This is a genomic window from Rheinheimera mangrovi (genome assembly GCF_003990335.1).
Classification (GTDB): domain Bacteria; phylum Pseudomonadota; class Gammaproteobacteria; order Enterobacterales; family Alteromonadaceae; genus Pararheinheimera; species Pararheinheimera mangrovi.
Genome location: NZ_CP034683.1, coordinates 3,947,471 through 3,965,025, shown reverse-complemented (window position 1 = coordinate 3,965,025; position 17,555 = coordinate 3,947,471). Strand labels below are relative to the sequence as shown.

The 17,555-nt window shown below is 46.4% G+C and carries 17 protein-coding genes; 7 read left to right on the top strand and 10 right to left on the bottom strand.

Going from position 1 to position 17,555, the window contains the following annotated elements; genetic code table 11:
- Positions 1 to 3 precede the first annotated feature (3 nt).
- Positions 4 to 408, top strand: a complete 405-nt coding sequence (gene mutT / locus EK374_RS17920; RefSeq protein ID WP_127025900.1) for an 8-oxo-dGTP diphosphatase MutT — start codon at positions 4 to 6, stop codon at positions 406 to 408.
- Positions 409 to 475: 67 nt separating this feature from the next.
- Here the strand turns inward: mutT and yacG are convergent, their stop codons facing one another.
- The 10 genes from yacG to EK374_RS17870 all read right to left on the bottom strand — a co-directional run bounded on the left by yacG (position 476) and on the right by EK374_RS17870 (position 8,936).
- Positions 476 to 706 carry a DNA gyrase inhibitor YacG gene (gene yacG / locus EK374_RS17915; protein WP_127025899.1) on the bottom strand — a complete coding sequence of 77 codons (231 nt, stop codon included), beginning with the start codon at positions 704 to 706 and terminating at the stop codon, positions 476 to 478.
- A gap of 117 nt (positions 707 to 823) precedes the next feature.
- Positions 824 to 1,570 (bottom strand): cell division protein ZapD, encoded by a 747-nt coding sequence (zapD, locus tag EK374_RS17910; protein ID WP_127025898.1) that lies wholly within the window; start codon positions 1,568 to 1,570, stop codon positions 824 to 826.
- A gap of 38 nt (positions 1,571 to 1,608) precedes the next feature.
- Complete coding sequence (gene coaE / locus EK374_RS17905) at positions 1,609 to 2,232, bottom strand: dephospho-CoA kinase (protein ID WP_127025897.1); 624 nt, start codon at positions 2,230 to 2,232, stop codon at positions 1,609 to 1,611.
- Positions 2,233 to 2,253: 21 nt separating this feature from the next.
- Positions 2,254 to 3,135: a prepilin peptidase gene (locus tag EK374_RS17900; protein WP_127025896.1), complete on the bottom strand. Its 882-nt coding sequence runs from the start codon at positions 3,133 to 3,135 to the stop codon at positions 2,254 to 2,256.
- On the bottom strand, positions 3,135 to 4,355 hold the full coding sequence (locus EK374_RS17895) for a type II secretion system F family protein (RefSeq protein ID WP_127025895.1): 1,221 nt from the start codon (positions 4,353 to 4,355) through the stop codon (positions 3,135 to 3,137). The genes EK374_RS17900 and EK374_RS17895 overlap by 1 nt, the downstream gene beginning before the upstream one ends.
- A 30-nt stretch (positions 4,356 to 4,385) precedes the next feature.
- Complete coding sequence (gene pilB, locus EK374_RS17890; protein WP_127025894.1) at positions 4,386 to 6,083, bottom strand: type IV-A pilus assembly ATPase PilB; 1,698 nt, start codon at positions 6,081 to 6,083, stop codon at positions 4,386 to 4,388.
- 93 nt (positions 6,084 to 6,176) lie between these two features.
- Positions 6,177 to 6,560, bottom strand: coding sequence for a pilin (locus EK374_RS17885; RefSeq protein WP_127025893.1), 384 nt, complete (start codon positions 6,558 to 6,560; stop codon positions 6,177 to 6,179).
- Positions 6,561 to 6,729: 169 nt separating this feature from the next.
- Positions 6,730 to 7,383: a DUF1294 domain-containing protein gene (locus tag EK374_RS17880; RefSeq protein ID WP_127025892.1), complete on the bottom strand. Its 654-nt coding sequence runs from the start codon at positions 7,381 to 7,383 to the stop codon at positions 6,730 to 6,732.
- A gap of 116 nt (positions 7,384 to 7,499) precedes the next feature.
- Positions 7,500 to 8,369 carry a carboxylating nicotinate-nucleotide diphosphorylase gene (gene nadC / locus EK374_RS17875; RefSeq protein ID WP_127025891.1) on the bottom strand — a complete coding sequence of 290 codons (870 nt, stop codon included), beginning with the start codon at positions 8,367 to 8,369 and terminating at the stop codon, positions 7,500 to 7,502.
- A 48-nt stretch (positions 8,370 to 8,417) separates the two neighbouring features.
- Positions 8,418 to 8,936, bottom strand: coding sequence for a retropepsin-like aspartic protease family protein (locus EK374_RS17870; RefSeq protein ID WP_127025890.1), 519 nt, complete (start codon positions 8,934 to 8,936; stop codon positions 8,418 to 8,420).
- 77 nt (positions 8,937 to 9,013) lie between these two features.
- Between EK374_RS17870 and ampD the strand changes: the two genes are divergently transcribed.
- From ampD to lpdA, 6 genes are all read left to right on the top strand, one after another.
- Complete coding sequence (gene ampD / locus EK374_RS17865) at positions 9,014 to 9,562, top strand: 1,6-anhydro-N-acetylmuramyl-L-alanine amidase AmpD (protein WP_233280278.1); 549 nt, start codon at positions 9,014 to 9,016, stop codon at positions 9,560 to 9,562.
- Positions 9,563 to 10,450, top strand: coding sequence for a beta-lactamase regulator AmpE (gene ampE, locus EK374_RS17860; protein ID WP_127025888.1), 888 nt, complete (start codon positions 9,563 to 9,565; stop codon positions 10,448 to 10,450).
- A 280-nt stretch (positions 10,451 to 10,730) separates the two neighbouring features.
- Positions 10,731 to 11,492, top strand: a complete 762-nt coding sequence (pdhR, locus tag EK374_RS17855) for a pyruvate dehydrogenase complex transcriptional repressor PdhR (RefSeq protein WP_127025887.1) — start codon at positions 10,731 to 10,733, stop codon at positions 11,490 to 11,492.
- A 68-nt stretch (positions 11,493 to 11,560) separates the two neighbouring features.
- Complete coding sequence (gene aceE / locus EK374_RS17850; protein WP_127025886.1) at positions 11,561 to 14,227, top strand: pyruvate dehydrogenase (acetyl-transferring), homodimeric type; 2,667 nt, start codon at positions 11,561 to 11,563, stop codon at positions 14,225 to 14,227.
- 11 nt (positions 14,228 to 14,238) lie between these two features.
- Positions 14,239 to 15,873 (top strand): pyruvate dehydrogenase complex dihydrolipoyllysine-residue acetyltransferase, encoded by a 1,635-nt coding sequence (gene aceF, locus EK374_RS17845; RefSeq protein ID WP_127025885.1) that lies wholly within the window; start codon positions 14,239 to 14,241, stop codon positions 15,871 to 15,873.
- Positions 15,874 to 16,016: 143 nt separating this feature from the next.
- Positions 16,017 to 17,429, top strand: coding sequence for a dihydrolipoyl dehydrogenase (gene lpdA, locus EK374_RS17840; protein ID WP_127025884.1), 1,413 nt, complete (start codon positions 16,017 to 16,019; stop codon positions 17,427 to 17,429).
- The last annotated feature ends 126 nt before the right edge of the window (positions 17,430 to 17,555 follow it).

The following is a 17,555-nucleotide window of genomic DNA, read 5'->3' as shown; positions in this document are numbered from 1 at the left end:
CTGATGACTGTCAAAGTAGTTCACGTCGCCGTAGGTGTAATTTTAAAGGACAAAGAAGTGTTGTTAGCTTTGCGTCCTGATAAATTGCACCAGGGCGGTCGCTGGGAGTTTCCTGGTGGCAAAGTGGAAGCTGGTGAAACCACAGCGCAAGCGTTGGCCCGTGAACTGAAAGAGGAAGTGGATCTGGATATTGCCGGCTCCACTGCCTGGTTTGAATTGCAGTATGCGTACCCAGAAAAAACAGTGTTGCTGGATATTCATCTGGTGCAAGAGTTTAAAGGTGAAGCAAAAGGTCTGGAAGGCCAGCCAGTGCGCTGGGTGCCTTTATCTGAGCTTCATCAGTATCAGTTCCCTGATGCCAATCAGCCTATTTTGGATAAGTTATTGACCGAATTCGGGCGGCCTTAATGGTCATTTGGGATCGGTTTGAACGGGTAGACGGGCGACCATAAAGGTCGCCCCTACAGTACAAAATTTATTTAAAAAACTCGTTATCTTGTTCCAATAACTCATTTTCTAACTGTTCTAATTGCTGCTCAGAGAGCGGCAAATCGGCACGGCCTTTATCCGGTATTTTGTGTTCTTCATTGGCCCAGGCGCCTAAATCTATTAAACGGCAACGGTCAGAACAAAAAGGCCGGAAAGCGGATTCTGGACCCCAGACGACTTCTTTCTGGCAGGTCGGGCATTTGACGATAGTGGCCATAAGGCGTACTCCGGAAGCAAACTCAAAAGTGCGCTAGTGTACCGCAGACTGTGGATTTCAGGCGAGAAAATAGTAGGGGCGGTGGTTTATCCCCGCCCGTCAGGCAGTTAATACAATCTAACAACAAGCCAATTTAAAAGGAATAGCTTTATCCATTGTGGTGCGGCCTAAGCTGTCGCAGAGCTGCATAAAACGTATGGCATAACGGTATCTGTTACCGCTAATAGTAGGATAACTCTGGTATTCCATTGAGTACTCAATGCGCAGTAATTCAAACTGCTCGGTATTACTTTGGAAAAAACCATTTTCTGCGACTAATGGCTGAAATTGGCCGCGCTCTCGAATAAAGGTCAGCACATAAGAAATAGCAGTTTCAACCAGCGACAATTGGTCTAGCCAATCTTGTGCTGCTTTTTTACGTTGAGCCAGAGGTTGAGAAAACCAGTATTGCAGCTGAGGTAAATCAAAATAGCAGGTGCCACCTGGAATAAAAAAACGTTGGCGCAGCGGGGAAAGGAATTTATCTTCTTTTAAGCTATTGGCAAATTTTCCGCAACGCAATAATTCACTTTGCAGGCGCACCGCTTTTTGTAACATGCTTTGCAGCATCTCATCTGAAATGGAAGGGTGACGCGACCAGTTCACTAAAGCAGATTCGCAGCGTTCCACATCTTTGATCAGATCTGGCCGCACATCATTGCGTTCCAATACTTCAATCAACGAAAACAATGAGGTAAAAAAGCCCTGCTGTTGCCATTCTGTTTCCAGTGGCAGCAACTTAGTGACCTGCTGAAATAAGTACTCAACCCGCAGATAGGTGCGTACTTTTTCGTTCAGCGGATGTTCGTAGATGATTGAAGTCATATCTGAAACATTTGTTAACAATGTTCATTACCATAAACCTAAGTAGAGCTTTTTGCTAGTTTTTCCTTGGCAAACTGCTGATAACGACTATGTAGCTGCTGTATTTGTGGTTGAAGCGCAAATACCGGCACTGTATTAAGCAGCACGTCATCTGCCAGACGCAAGCGCTCCGGTCGGGCTATCTGGCTTTGCAGAATGTTTTGTACTTGTTCTGCTGGCACTTGATCTCGTTGCACTGTGCGACAGAGCTGTAGCTCTTCTGGCACGTCGACAACCAGCACTCTGTCTGTATAAGTTTGCAGCTTATTTTCCAGCAACAAAGGGGCAATCAACAACGCATAGCTTGATGTGCATTGCTGTAACTGCTGCAACAGACGTTGGCGGATCAGCGGATGCAATAATTGATTGAGCCATTGTTTTTCTGTTTCATCAGCAAAGATTTTGGCTCGCAATACTGCGCGGTCCAGTTGGCCGTCTTGCTGCAAAATGCCAGCGCCAAAGTGCTGCACTATGGCTGCCAAAGCGGGTTCTCCCGGCATCACTACTTCACGCGCAACCAGATCGGCATCAACACTTTGTATACCTAAATCATGAAATAAATTGGCGATAGTGGTTTTACCGCTGCCAATACCGCCAGTCAGGCCTACTATATATCCAGACATGTTGTAACTGCCTTGTGCTGACTAAAGACCCATAGTGCCCAGATACCAGGCAGTAATATCCTTGCCCCATAAAATCGCAATCCAACCTGCTGCAGCTATATAGGGCCCAAAAGGAATAGGAGTAGCTTTGCCTTTGCCCTGAACCAGCAGCATCAGTGAACCCAACACAGCACCAACTACGGAGGATAATAAAATAATCAGCGGTAATAATTGCCAGCCGAGCAGAGCACCAAAAATAGCCAGCAGTTTAAAATCACCATACCCCATACCTTCTTTGCCGGTTACCAGTTTAAATAACCAGAACACAGACCATAAACTTAAGTAACCTGCGGCAGCGCCTATCAATGAATCGGTCGGGGACACAGTAAAGCCTGTGACGCTGAGCAATAAGGCAAACCAAAGCAGTGGCTGGGTAATTTGATCGGGTAACAGCATTTTGTCTATGTCGATAAAAGACAAGGCAATCAGGCACCAGGTCACAGCTAAATAAATCAGGCTCTGTTCTGTTACACCAAAATGCATAGCCACCAGCAAAGACAACAAAGCTGTAAAAGCTTCTATGGCTGGATAACGTACACTGATAGGTGCTTTGCAGTAGCGGCATTTGGCTTTCAGCACTATCCAGCTTAACAGCGGAATATTGTCCAGAGCTGATAGCTGATGCTGACACTTAGGGCAATGGGAGTGTGGCAAAGCCAGATTAAATCTGGTTTTTGTTTGTTCAGCATTTTGATCAAAGTACTGCTGGTAGTCCTGTTGCCAAGCCAGTTCCATCATTTTAGGTAATCTGTAGATCACCACATTGAGAAAACTGCCAACCGCCAGACCAAAAAGCGTCACTATGATGTAAAAAGTAAGTAGAGACTGTTCGAACACTTGCACCAGAGGAGAGAAAAAATCCATTACACAATACTGCCCAGTTGGAAGATCGGAAGATACATCGCAATAATAAGTCCGCCTATTAAGACACCTAACACCGCCATAATCAAGGGCTCAAGTAAGGCAGTTAAACCATCTACAGCATCGTCCACTTCCTGTTCATAGATAGTGGCGACTTTTGACAGCATACTGTCCAGCGCACCTGACTCTTCGCCTATTGCTACCATTTGATTGACCATCTCAGGAAAAGATGCGGTATTTTTCATTGCCAGATGCATTTGATTACCTGCTGCTACTTCTTCACGCACTGACAAAATGGCAGCCCGGTATTTCTCGTTGCCTGCCGCTCCGGCTGCAGATTCTAAAGCTTCAATCAAAGGCACACCAGCGGCAAAGGTGGTGGATAAAGTGCGGGCGTAGCGTGCTACAGCAGCTTTATTTAAAATCATACCTATAATGGGTAGTCTTAAAATTGCATGATCGGCTGCTACTTTAAAGCTCTGGCTGTTTTTATAAGATTTAGACATAGCAAATACGGCGGCGATGATGGCGCCAAGAGCGTAATACCAGTAGGCTTGCATAAACTCCGAAATGCCCAGCACAAACAGGGTAAAAGCTGGCAGCTCTGCGCCCATATTGCCAAAAATTTCAGCGAACTGTGGTACCACAAAAATTAATAAGATAGAGGTCACTATACCTGCGACTACAACCACAGCTATAGGATAAAACATGGCTTTTTTAATTTTAGATTTCAGTGCTTCGGCTTTTTCTTTGTAAATGGCTATGCGGTCAAAAATTCTGTCTAAAGCGCCGGACTGTTCACCGGACTTCACCAAATCGCAGTACAACTCATCAAAATGATCTTTGTGTTCCCTCAGGACTTCGGATAAAGGCGTTCCGCCTTGTACTTTGATTGATATTTTAGCCATCAACTGGCGTAAGGTTTCGTTACTGGCACCGCTGGCAATCAGATCAATGCTTTGTACCAAAGGCACGCCAGCGCCCAGCATAGTGGCTATTTGTCGGGTGACGACGGAAATATCGGACGACTTAATCGAAGGCTGAGTAAAGGCCATGGGTTTGCTTTTTTTCTTCACTGAAGAAGGAGTAAAGCCTTGTTGACGCAGCAAAGCCTTGGCTTCCGCGACTGAGCCTGCCCTGATCTCACCATTGCTGGTTTTACCCCTCCTGTTTATGCCTTTCCACAGGAAGATATCCAGCTGCTTAAGTTTTACTTCGGCCATGATTCTAATCCTCGCGCTTTATTTATTGGCTCAGGCGTTAGTCACCCGGTTCACTTCGGCAAGGCTGGTGAAGCCAGCAGCTGCTTTTTTTAAAGCCGACTGGCGTAAGTTTGGGAATCCTTCAATCTGGGCCTGAGCGGCAATATCCAGCGAATTAGCTCCTGCCATAATCTTAGCTGCAATCTGCGCCGTGATCGGCATCACTTCATAAATACCCAAACGGCCTTTATAACCCCCTGTACAATGATCACAACCCACAGGTTTAAACAGTTTGAGTTGACTGAGCTGCGTGGCAGAAAATCCTTGTTTTAACGCTTCCTGTTCGGGTAACTGTTCAGCCGCTTTGCAGTGATTACATAAGCGCCGTGCCAGCCGCTGAGCGATAATCAATGTGACAGAACTTGCGACGTTGTAGGCTGGCACGCCCATGTTCAGCAAGCGGGTTAAGGTTTCAGGAGCTGAGTTGGTGTGTAAAGTGCTTAAGACTAAATGGCCGGTCTGCGCTGCTTTGATAGCGATTTCAGCGGTTTCAATATCCCGGATTTCGCCCACCATAATGACATCAGGGTCCTGACGCAAAAAAGCTTTTAAAGCCGAAGGGAAGGTCAGGCCGGCTCTTGGATTGACCTGCACCTGATTAATACCTGGCAGATTGATTTCAACCGGATCTTCAGCTGTGGATATATTGGTTTCTTCGGTATTGAGAATATTCAGCCCTGTATACAAAGAGACAGTTTTGCCTGAGCCTGTCGGGCCTGTCACCAGAATCATGCCTTGCGGTTGGGCTAAAGCGTCCAGATACAGCTGCTTTTGTTCGGCCTCATAACCCAGAATATCAATGCCTAACATGGCGCTGTCAGAGTCGAGGATCCGCATCACTATTTTTTCGCCCCATAAGGTCGGCAAGGTACTGACCCGAAAATCGATCGATTTTTTTTGCGACAGTTTAAGTTTAATGCGTCCATCTTGCGGTACACGCTTTTCAGCTATGTCTAATCTCGACATTACTTTTAAACGGGCGGACAAACGGGTAGACAAAGCGACTGGGGGTGATGCGACTTCATGCAAAATACCATCAATCCGAAAACGGATACGGTAGCTTTTTTCGTAAGGCTCAAAATGCAGATCCGAAGCCCCCTTACGGATAGCGTCGTGCAGCATCTTGTTAATAAAAGAAATAATAGGCTGATCTTCACTGTCCGACCCCACAGTTTTAGTGTCTTCTTCTTCACCGCCCGCCAAACCCATTTTGGCTAAATCCCATTGGGTGTCGGTAAAGCTGTCGGTGGCCGTAGTTTCAAATAATTTGTCGATGGCTTTGTGGAGCTTATCAAACTCGACCACTATCATTTCGGCGTTCAGGCCGGTATTAAATTCAAAATCTTCCACAGACGTCATATCTGTTGGATCGACTACCGCCAGAAATAAGGTTTTGTGCCTTTTACTCAGCGGCAGAATATGGTGTTTGCGAATGAGCTTTTCATTACGTAGCTGCTCTGGAATGGCATTGATATCAAAAAAGTCTAAATCCATGGAGCTGTGTAAGGTAAAAGAGGCGGCTGCATCTGCCAGGACTTTTGACTGGATCAGTTTTTCACCTATCAGCAGATCAGCAATGGTTTGATACAGATGACTTTTTTCATGCAGCAGTTTAGCGGTGATCTGTGGGTCGACCAGATTCGCCTGGTGCAAACGTTTTAGTAAAATTGAGCTTGGGTTTAATGCCATACGGGCTCTCGGTGTAGGAACTGCGGGTGTCTGATATCCTTATTTCATTGAGAAAACGGCCCGTAGTGGGCCGTTTTTATTATTAGTTCATTATTATGGAGCTACATCACAGCCTTTAATAGGCACTGCGCCATCGCCGGACAAACTACAAACCCAGACAATACTTTCACCTGAACCAGCTGCTGGTGCTGTTGGGGTCAGAGTGGCGGTAATACCATCATAGGCTAGTGCCAAAACACCTGCGTCTGAGCAGTTTTCAATGTCTACACCTGAAGAGTCTTCGCAACCCAAAGCTCCGCTGGTGGCATATGCTTCTGCTACTTTAATTTTTTGACCACCTAATGATGCTACAGCGTTTGAAGCCCGGGCTTTCGCTGTGTAGTCCTGATAAGCAGGTAAAGCAATGGCAGCTAATATACCGATGATCGCAACAACTATCATTAATTCAATAAGGGTAAAACCTTGATTACGTTTCATGGAACATCTCCTGATTGGTTTGCCCACATATGGGGCTACTTAATTCTGGTTAATATTTGTTATTAAGCAAGCTGTGCCCTGATGTTTAATTCCAGTTGCAAACAGAGCGGATGAAAAAAGTGAATTACTGGTTAAATTATTGATTTTTAATGGCTCTCTCTATTAGGGTTTATGAAAGCAGAGCGACTTTCTGCAAAAACGCGGAGCCGGAGTCAGATAGCAACCAAAGTAAAAAGCAGCTATTGCCATAAATAACAAAACGAAACTCACGCTGAAAAGGCATTTTGTGCACTTTATGGTGCAGGTGTTTTTGCGCAACTAAGGCGCCAGGCCAACCACCAATCAGACTGAACATTTGTAAACTTTCTTCAGGCAAGCGGCTGCTTTGCCCACTACAAGCCAGTTTTTTATCGATTTGATAAAGCCAGTAGGTAAAAAGGCTGGCTTCGAGATAAAACAAAGGGACGGTAAAGACAAAAGACCCAGCCAGCAACGACAGTAACAACAAGAAAAAAAACAAATAACGGAAACACCAGGCTTGCTGCTGGATGTGAGAAAAATCAGGTCCGCTGGCTTTGGCTGGTTTTACCTCCGCAACTGTGGCTTCTTCTAACTGCACAGCCAAAGCATAAGGCCGTTGCTGTTTGTCCATACTCAGCTCAAAGCTCAGCTTGTCACCTTGTTGCGGTCTTCTGGCAGGGCAGGATCGAAAGTCACGGATATGAAAAAATAGTCGTTCGCCAGACTCGGTGCTAACAAAACCAAAACCTTTGTCATCACGCCAATAGCTTACAGTGCCTGAACTTCGTGGAAGAGTAGTCATAGCGATCACAACTTTGCTGGAACACTACAGAAAGTGTATCAGTGTTTTATCAATTTGCTGTTTGCTGCGACGAATGACAGCAGATGAAGAGCATATCCCCATCTGCTGATTTCTATTTAGATACTACGTAAACGCATCGATAAATCAATGGCTTGTAGATTTTTGGTTAAAGCGCCACTGGAAATGTAATCCACTCCTGTACTGCTTAACGAGCGCAGAGCCTCAGCGGTAATATTGCCTGATACTTCCAGTTTGGCTCCACCTTTATTCAGACTGACGGCTTGCTGAATATCGGCAATATGGAAGTTATCCAGCATAATAATGTCAGCACCCGCTTTGAGAGCTTGTTCAAATTCAATCAAGTCTTCGACTTCAACTTCAACAGGTTTCCCTGGGAAATTTTGCCGAGCTATGCTGACCGCGTTATCGATAGAACCAGCTGCTGCAATATGATTTTCTTTGATTAAAAATGCATCGTATAAACCCAGACGGTGGTTTTTACCACCACCACAAGCCACAGCATATTTCTGGGCCAAACGCATACCAGGCAAAGTTTTGCGGGTATCGAGCAAGCGGGTTGAGCTGCCTTCTAATAATGCCACATACAAAGCCGTCGTAGTGGCTGTACCGCTTAAACTCTGGATAAAGTTAAGCGCGGTGCGCTCGCCTGTTAATAGAATACGGGCAGGGCCTGTCAGCTCACACAAGACGGAGTTGGCAGTAACTTTATCACCATCCTGAACAAACCATTCCACCTGAACCTCAGCGGACAATTGACGAAACACTTCGGTCAGCCAGGCACTGCCACAAAACACACAGTCTTCGCGGCTGATAATAGTGGCTTTGGCCTGTTGGCTTGCTGGGATCAAAGACGCGGTAATATCACCTTGGTCCAGCGGTAAATGGCCTAAATCCTCAGCCAGAGCCTGACGAACAGTCAGTTCAATATCCCGTTGTAAATCAGTAAGGTAAGGGACGTTAATCATCTGTATTTATAGTTCCGGTGTCGTAACGGGCCTAAAGCCCATTAAAAATTAGCGTTGGATTAGCTTCAGCTCATCCTGTTGTTGGCTGAATTCTAATTGTTTTAGTGCGCTCATGCCTAACAAAATATCTGTGCCATGCAAGCCAGGCGTGATACTGGCGCGTATGTTGGTTAACACAATATCACCCAGTTGCAGACTATTCAGTTGGCTGTCGTACGCAGCAGCAGGCCCATTGGCTGTACTGACCTGATAACGCTGGCCTTTGGCCATGCCCAGTTTTTGCGCCGCCTGTTCAGACACTGCGACTACTGTGGCTCCTGTATCGAGCATAAACTCCATAGGTACACCGTTAAACAAGGCTGTACCCACGTAGTGACCGGCTTTGTTGCGCTTGAGCACTGTGACTTTTTCACCACTGCCGCCAATCTGGCTTTGCAGCTGCTGATTGGGGTTTATTTGTAACGAAATCTGATCTTCAAAAAACCAGTACAGTAACCCAAGCAACAGCAGCCAACTGATCCAGCTAAATAAGCGGCCTAATTTAGTTGTATTGTCAGATGCTTGCATTCCAAAGTCTCAGGGTTGACAATAAAGGCTCCAGCTTAACCGAGCATGAAGCGCATTTGCAAAACAGGATCGATAGGGTGAATCAAGAACAGGTTTCCTTTGAACTTGAACAGCGACCAAGTCCACATTGGAATTTAAGACCGCCTAACACCGATATCAGCCTGTTAGTGATCCATTGCATCAGTTTGCCCGCTGGTCAGTTTGGCAACAGTTACATCGATGATTTATTTATGGGTGTGTTGGACACTGACGCCGATCACAGTTTTGCTGATTTAGCTGGTGTTCGGGTATCGGCGCATTGTGTTGTTTTTAGAAACGGTATGGTCCGGCAATATGTGCCTTTTCAACACAGAGCCTGGCATGCCGGCATATCGGAATTTAACGGGCGGCAAAACTGTAACGATTTTTCGATAGGAATAGAATTAGAGGGGACTGAACATCATGTTTATACCGATGCGCAGTACCAAAGTCTGGTGCTATTAACCAGACAACTGATGCAAGACTTTCCGGCTATCACGTTGGATCGTATTGTGGGACATCAGCAGATTGCGCCGGGTCGGAAAACCGATCCTGGTCCGTCGTTTGACTGGGACCGTTATCAATCTGCGCTAAAGGAGAGTGGATAAATGACCTTGATCAGTATGCTTATCGCCTTAATTATTGAACGGCTGGCGGTTCGCAGTGAGGCATGGCAGTTTTTGTTTTATGCGAAAAAATACTTGTCTCTGAGCCATAGTTCAGCCTTGTCTAAACTTTCAGAGGACAGCAAAGGCCAATACCTCTGGGTGCTGTTACCAGGCATCCTCTATGCTCTGGTGCTGTGGTTAATTGGCAGTAGTCTGGTGACATTGGTGCTGAACACACTGGTATTGCTGGTCTGTATTGGCTGCTGGCATTACCGACAGTTATATAAACAGTATTTGAACGCCAGCGAAAGAGCGGATAACGAAGCTGCTTTTTTAACTATGCAGCAATTAAGCGCTGATGTGGGTCTAACTGATGCTGAGTTAAGTTATGGCCAACGTCTGGTTTGGTTAAACTTTCGTTATTACGCCGCAGTATTGTTTTGGTTTGCTGTTTTAGGTGGTGCTGGTGCTATAACATACGCTTTGCTGCGTCAGATGAATGAACCTGCCAGCAGGGATAAACCAGTAAAACTGACGGAAGAGGGTGATGAAACAGCTGAATTTGTAGCAGCCACACCTGATATTCCAGCGGTATTCCAGCAATTGATGTTCTGGGCAGACTGGGTGCCAGCCCGTTTATTTGGTGTAGGTTTGGCTTTGGTCGGACATTTTTCCCGTGCTTCTGCTGCGTTGTTAGCCTTTTTAGGCGATTTCTCAACGCCTGCAGATAAAGTCGTGACTACAGTAGCCAAAGCAGCTGAACCTTTGCCTGACGATGCCTATAACTGCGCAGAAGAAACCGCTTGTATGGTGCAGTTAGCTAAACGTAATGTGCTGTTTTTCCTCGCATTAGTAGCAGTACTGACACTGTCAGGCTGGTTGGGTTAAGTTCAATTTGGGTCAGAGTAACATTAAGCCAAGCCGTTTAACTTTACTCTGACTCAAATCCATTCAATGGTCAGACCAATTTTCTTGCCGTATTTTTTCCTCGTTATTTTTGAGCTATTACTCTAATTATTTGCCTGCTTTGGTCGCATAATTCCGCAGTTTAATTTACAGTTTGATTCCTTTCTGCTAAGTTATGCCGCACCAAATGAAATTGGTAAGACCAATTTACAAGTGGTCAACTTAAATAACCAAGACAACAAGACTTAACTTCAAGGTGGCAATGTCCAGTCTGAGAATCAAACCTGCCAAATTGTCCGATCAAATAGTCCAGCAACTGGAACATATGCTGCTGGAAGGTACTTTTACGCCCGGACAAAAGTTACCGCCTGAACGTGAACTTGCGCTGCAGTTTGATGTCTCCCGTCCATCCTTACGAGAAGCTATTCAGAAGCTCGAAGCCAAAGGTTTAGTCAATCGCCGTCAGGGCGGTGGCACTTATGTTTGTGAAAATCTGGCTGTTGGACTTACAGATCCATTATTTGCATTGATTGGTCGTCACCCGGAGTCGCAGTTTGATTTGCTCGAATTTCGTCATGCTCTGGAAGGTATTTGTGCTTACTACGCCGCATTGCGTGGTACCCAGGCCGACTATGATTTGATTAAACAACGTTACGAAGAGATTTGTGCTGCCCAGCAGCAACAGGATTTAGACGCTGAAGCGCGGTCGGTAGGCCAGTTTTATTCGGTGGTAGCAGAGGCATCACACAATGTGGTGCTTTTGCATTTGGTGCGCGGCTTAACGCCGCTGGTGGAGCAAAACATCAAGTTAAACCTTGAAGTTTTGCGGGAAAAAGAAGGCATAGTGAGCCAGCTGAATTCGCACAGGCATCGCCTGATGCAAGCGGTGATCAATGGCGAGCCGGAGCAAGCCCGGCAAGCCAGCAACAGCCATTTAGCCTTTATCGAAGAGGCATTGCTGGAAGCTGACCGGGAGCGCTCACGCATTGAACGCTCGCTCAGACGTTCACAACAGAGCGAATGAGCGTAAGCATACTTTTTAACTGTTAATGTTCCGCTCTCTGGCGTGGAACTGATTAAGGAAACTTTGATATGTCTGAAGTCAATAAGATTGACATCGACGCGCTCGAAACCAAAGAATGGTTAGAGGCTCTTGAATCTGTAGTTCGCACCGAAGGTGTAGAGCGCGCTCAGTTCCTGTTAGAACAAGTGCTGGAACAGGCTCGTCTGGACGGCGTGGATATGCCAACAGGCGTGACCACCAATTACATCAATACTATTCCGCCACAGCAGGAACCTGCGTATCCGGGTGATGTAAATCTGGAAAAACGTATCCGTTCAGTGATCCGCTGGAACGCCATTATGATCGTTTTACGCGCTTCGAAAAAAGAGCTGGACTTAGGTGGTCACATGGCCTCTTACCAGTCTTCCGCTGCGTTTTACGAAACCTGTTTTAACCACTTCTTCCGTGCACCGAATGAAAAAGACGGTGGCGATTTAGTCTATTACCAGGGCCATATTTCTCCGGGCATTTATGCCCGTGCTTTTGTCGAAGGCCGTTTAACAGCTGATCAGCTGGACAACTTCCGTCAGGAAGTTGGTGGCGAAGGTTTATCTTCTTACCCACACCCTAAATTAATGCCTGAATTCTGGCAGTTCCCTACAGTTTCTATGGGCTTAGGTCCGATTACGTCTATTTATCAGGCCCGTTTCCTGAAGTATTTAGATGGTCGTGGTTTAAAAGACACCAGCGCACAACGCGTTTATGCCTTCTTAGGTGACGGTGAGATGGACGAGCCGGAAAGCCGTGGTTCTTTATCTTTTGCGGCCCGTGAAAAGCTGGATAACCTGTGTTTCCTGGTGAACTGTAACCTGCAGCGTTTAGACGGTCCTGTGATGGGTAACGGTAAAATTATCCAGGAACTGGAAGGTTTATTCCGTGGTGCCGGCTGGAACGTGATTAAAGTGGTATGGGGTAGTGGCTGGGACAAGCTGCTGGCCAAAGACACCACAGGCAAGTTACTGCAGCTGATGAACGAAACTGTAGATGGTGACTACCAGACCTACAAAGCCAAAGATGGTGCTTATGTGCGTCAGCATTTCTTCGGACGTTACCCTGAAACTGCAGCTTTAGTGGCTGATATGACAGACGAAGAAATCTTCGCCTTAAAACGCGGTGGTCATGAACCTTCCAAGTTATATGCTGCCTTTAAAGCGGCGCAGGAAACCAAAGGTCGTCCAACTGTGATCCTGGCTAAAACCATTAAAGGTTATGGCATGGGTGAAGCGGCTGAAGGCAAAAACATTGCCCACCAGGTGAAGAAAATGGACATGACCCATGTGCTGCAAATTCGTAAGCGCCTGGGTCTGGAAGACTACATCAGCGAAGAAGATGTACAGAGCCTGCCTTATATTCAGCTGCCTGAAGGTTCACCTGAACATCAGTATCTGCATGCCCGTCGTAATGCCTTAAATGGATACACCCCTGTGCGTCTGCCGAATTTCACTAAGGCGTTAACTCTGCCAGAGCTGAATGTATTTGAGCCTCTGCTGGAAGAACAAAAACGTGAAATCTCGACCACTATGGCTTTTGTGCGTTCATTAAACGTATTGCTGAAAGATCCTAATATCGGCCAACAAATTGTGCCAATTATTGCGGACGAAGCCCGTACTTTTGGTATGGAAGGTTTGTTCCGTCAGATTGGTATTTATAACCCGCGTGGCCAGACCTATACCCCTGAAGACCGCGCTGTGGTGTCTTACTACAAAGAAGAAACCTCAGGCCAGGTATTGCAGGAAGGTATCAACGAGCTGGGCGCTATGGCGTCATGGGTTGCTGCTGCTACTTCGTACAGCACCAACGATCTGCCGATGATCCCATTCTATATTTACTACTCTATGTTTGGTTTCCAGCGTGTCGGTGATATGGCCTGGTTAGCTGGTGATCAGCAAGCCCGTGGTTTCCTGTTAGGCGCTACAGCTGGCCGCACCACATTAAACGGCGAAGGTTTACAGCACGAAGATGGCCACAGCCATATTCTGGCTGGCACAGTACCAAACTGTATTTCCTACGACCCGACTTACTCTTATGAGCTGGCGGTGATTATTCAGGACGGTATCCGTCGTATGTACGGTGCTGATCAGGAAAATATTTACTACTACATCACAGTGATGAACGAAAACTACCATCACCCTGCTATGCCAGCTGGTGCTGAAGAAGGTATTCGTCGCGGTATCTATAAACTGGAAAGCCATGTTGGTGACAAAGCTAAAGTTCAGCTGTTAGGCAGCGGTACTATCATGAATGAAGTGCGTAAAGCGGCTGAAATCTTAAGTGAAGACTATGGTGTAGGCTCAGACGTATTCTCTGTAACTTCATTTAACGAACTGGCTCGTGACGGTCAGGATTGTGAACGCTTTAATATGCTGCATCCTATGGCTGAAGAAAAAGTGCCATATATTGCCAAAGTGTTGGGCACAGCACCTGCTATTGCAGCGACCGACTACATTAAAAACTATGCCGATCAGGTGCGTTCTTTTGTACCTGCGGTATCTTATAAAGTTCTGGGTACAGATGGTTTTGGCCGTTCTGACAGCCGTGAAAATCTGCGTCGTCACTTCGAAGTGAACGCAGGTTACATAGTTCTGGCGTCGTTACGGGAACTGGCAAAACGCGGTGAAATCGACAAACAGTTAGTGGCGGACGCCATTGCCCGTTTTGGTATCGACACCAATAAAACTAACCCACTGTACGCATAAGAGGATTTGTCATGACGATTGAAATTCATGTGCCGGACATAGGTGCGGATGAAGTTGAAGTCACCGAAGTACTGGTGAAGGTGGGCGACAAAGTTGCGCTGGACCAGTCATTGTTATCGGTAGAAGGCGACAAAGCGTCGATGGAAGTACCAGCTGCACAAGCCGGTACTGTGAAAGAAATTAAAGTCAAAGCTGGCGATAAAGTAAAAACCGGCTCGCTGATTATGGTATTTGAAGCTGAAGGTGCTGCTGTGGCAGCGCCAGCCGCTGCGGCTCCTGCGCCAGTGGCTGCACCAGCTCCAGTTGCTGCAGCTCCTGCTGCTGCAGAGTTAAAAGAAGTTCAGGTGCCTGACATTGGTGGCGACGCCGTTGAAGTGACTGAAGTGATGGTTAAAGTCGGCGACACTGTTGCCGCTGACCAATCGCTGTTGTCGGTGGAAGGTGATAAAGCTTCAATGGAAGTGCCTGCGCCATTTGCCGGTACTGTCAAAGAAATCAAAGTGAAAGTTGGCGACAAAGTACAAACAGGCTCTTCAGTCTTTGTATTTGAAGTGGCTGGCAGTGCTCCGGCCGCTGCAGCTGTAACAGCTCCAGCTACTGTAGCTGCGCCTGCTCCGGTAGCAACTCCAGCGCCTGCAGTATCAGCTCCGGCTGCAGTATCAGCTCCGGCTGCTGCACCAGCGGCTCCTGCAAGCGAATTTACCGAAAACCAGGCTTATGCTCATGCATCTCCTGTGGTGCGTCGTTTGGCCCGTGAGTTCGGTGTGGACTTAAGCAAGGTGACAGGCACAGCCCGTAAAGGCCGTGTACAGCGTGAAGACGTGCAAAATTATGTGAAAAACATTCTTGCACAAGTGGCTTCAGGCAAAGGCAATGTTACCAGCAGTAGCAACAGCGTGGGTTTCGATTTAATCCCTTGGCCAAAAGTGGATTTCAGCAAATTTGGTGCTGTGGAAGAGAAACCTTTATCCCGTATTCAGAAATTATCTGGTGCTAATTTGCACCGCAACTGGGTACGTATTCCTCATGTGACTCAGTTTGATGAAGCTGATATCACTGGCCTGGAAGAATTCCGCAAAGAGCAAAATGCGCTGGCAGATAAAAAGAAAATGGGCGTTAAATACACCCCGTTAGTCTTTATTATGAAAGCTGTGGCGAAAGCTCTGGAAGAGTTCCCAACCTTTAACAGCTCGTTATCGGAAGATGGCGGCAGCCTTATTCTGAAAAAATACGTGCATTTAGGTATAGCTGTTGATACACCAAACGGTTTAGTGGTGCCAGTGGTACGTGATGTCAATAAAAAAGGCATTATCGAGTTATCCCGTGAACTGCAGGATATTTCGTTAAAAGCCCGTGAAGGTAAACTGACTGCTGCAGATATGCAGGGTGGTTGTTTTACCATCTCCAGCTTAGGTGGTATTGGTGGTACGGCCTTTACGCCTATCGTCAACGCGCCGGAAGTGGCCATTCTGGGTGTGTCAAAATCAGATATCAAACCTAAGTGGAATGGTAAAGAGTTTGAACCACGCCTGATGGTGCCTTTATCTGTTTCTTACGACCACAGGGTGATTGATGGTGCTTTAGCTGCGCGTTTCACTGCGACTCTGGCATCTTATCTGGCGGATATTCGTCAGATCATCATGTAAGACGAAACACGACTGAAAGTTGTCCCATGTTCTGAAAAGATACGGGACATCTTTCAGGTAGGGTGATAAAATTCCGTCACTTTATTTCCTGGCCGTCAGCATGAACTTACGGCTATCTTAGCAAAAGATAAAAAGGTAAAACGATGAGCAACGAAATCAAAACTCAAGTTGTGGTGTTAGGCGCCGGCCCTGGTGGATATTCTGCAGCATTCCGCGCTGCTGACTTAGGTCTGGAAGTGACTTTAGTTGAAGCACGCAGCACACTTGGTGGTGTTTGTTTAAATGTTGGTTGTATCCCATCTAAAGCTTTATTACATGTAGCAAAAGTGATCGACGATGCGAAAGAAATGGCATCACACGGTGTGACTTTTGGTGCTCCACAAATCGATTTAGACAAAATCCGCGCCTGGAAAGACAAAGTTGTAGGTCAATTGACTAACGGCTTAGCTGGCATGTCTAAAATGCGTAAAGTCAAAGTAGTGACTGGTTACGGTAAATTCACTGGCCCTAATACTCTGGTTGTTGGTGATACTACTATTACTTTTGAAAGTGCCATTATCGCTGCTGGTTCTGAGCCAGTTGCTCTGCCATTCATTCCAAAAGATGATGCCCGTGTGATCGACTCTACCGGCGCTCTGGAATTAAAAGATATTCCAGGCGAAATGCTGGTATTAGGTGGCGGTATCATTGGTTTAGAGATGGGTACTGTGTACCGTGCTTTAGGCTCTAAAGTGTCTGTGGTTGAATTCGCTGATCAGCTGGTTCCTGCTGCTGATACAGATCTGGTGAAGGTGTACACCAAATACAACAAAGATAACTTCAACATTATGCTGTCGACTAAAGTGACTGCTGTTGAAGCTAAAGCTGATGGCTTGTATGTGACATTCGAAGGCAAAAATGCACCGGCAACACCAGTACGTTATGACAAAATTTTAGTGGCAGTGGGCCGTCGTCCAAACGGTGCGCTGTTAGATGCTGCCAAAGCTGGTGTGAACGTGGATGAGCGTGGTTTTATCAATGTGGATAAACAACTGCGTACAAACGTGCCTCATATCTATGCGATTGGTGACGTGATTGGTCAGCCAATGTTAGCTCACAAAGCTGTGCATGAAGGCCATGTGGCTGCTGAAGTGATTTCTGGTCTGAAGCATTTCTTCGACCCACGTTGCATTCCTTCTGTGGCATACACAGATCCGGAAATGGCATGGGTAGGTATCACTGAAAAAGAAGCCAAAGAGAAAGGTGTTGCTGTTGAAACCGCTACTTTCCCTTGGGCAGCTTCTGGCCGTGCTATCGCTTCAGCCCGCACTGAAGGCTTCACTAAGTTAATTTTCGACAAAGAAACGCACCGTATTTTAGGTGGCGCTATTGTCGGTATTAACGCTGGCGAAATGTTAGGTGAAATCTGCTTGGCAGTAGAAATGGGGGCAGACGCTGAAGACATCGCTCTGACTATTCATGCTCACCCAACGCTGAACGAATCTATCGGTTTAGCAGCTGAGATTTATGAAGGTTCTATCACTGACCTGCCAAATCCAAAAGCCAAGAAAAAATAACCTTAGCTTTTGAGTGAAAAAACCGGCAACTGCTTCGCATTGCCGGTTTTTTTATATTTTGTTACAACTTCCATTAACAAAAAAGCGCCGCCAAGAGTAGTATGGTGCAGTTAGTCAACCCATTTT

Coding starts and splice junctions, on each gene's coding strand:
- mutT (WP_127025900.1), top strand. CDS start 4: ATGACTGTCAAAGTAGTTCACGTCGCCGTAGGTGTAATTTTAAAGGAC.
- yacG (WP_127025899.1), bottom strand. CDS start 706: ATGGCCACTATCGTCAAATGCCCGACCTGCCAGAAAGAAGTCGTCTGG.
- zapD (WP_127025898.1), bottom strand. CDS start 1,570: ATGACTTCAATCATCTACGAACATCCGCTGAACGAAAAAGTACGCACC.
- coaE (WP_127025897.1), bottom strand. CDS start 2,232: ATGTCTGGATATATAGTAGGCCTGACTGGCGGTATTGGCAGCGGTAAA.
- EK374_RS17900 (WP_127025896.1), bottom strand. CDS start 3,135: ATGGATTTTTTCTCTCCTCTGGTGCAAGTGTTCGAACAGTCTCTACTT.
- EK374_RS17895 (WP_127025895.1), bottom strand. CDS start 4,355: ATGGCCGAAGTAAAACTTAAGCAGCTGGATATCTTCCTGTGGAAAGGC.
- pilB (WP_127025894.1), bottom strand. CDS start 6,083: ATGGCATTAAACCCAAGCTCAATTTTACTAAAACGTTTGCACCAGGCG.
- EK374_RS17885 (WP_127025893.1), bottom strand. CDS start 6,560: ATGAAACGTAATCAAGGTTTTACCCTTATTGAATTAATGATAGTTGTT.
- EK374_RS17880 (WP_127025892.1), bottom strand. CDS start 7,383: ATGACTACTCTTCCACGAAGTTCAGGCACTGTAAGCTATTGGCGTGAT.
- nadC (WP_127025891.1), bottom strand. CDS start 8,369: ATGATTAACGTCCCTTACCTTACTGATTTACAACGGGATATTGAACTG.
- EK374_RS17870 (WP_127025890.1), bottom strand. CDS start 8,936: ATGCAAGCATCTGACAATACAACTAAATTAGGCCGCTTATTTAGCTGG.
- ampE (WP_127025888.1), top strand. CDS start 9,563: ATGACCTTGATCAGTATGCTTATCGCCTTAATTATTGAACGGCTGGCG.
- pdhR (WP_127025887.1), top strand. CDS start 10,731: ATGTCCAGTCTGAGAATCAAACCTGCCAAATTGTCCGATCAAATAGTC.
- aceE (WP_127025886.1), top strand. CDS start 11,561: ATGTCTGAAGTCAATAAGATTGACATCGACGCGCTCGAAACCAAAGAA.
- aceF (WP_127025885.1), top strand. CDS start 14,239: ATGACGATTGAAATTCATGTGCCGGACATAGGTGCGGATGAAGTTGAA.
- lpdA (WP_127025884.1), top strand. CDS start 16,017: ATGAGCAACGAAATCAAAACTCAAGTTGTGGTGTTAGGCGCCGGCCCT.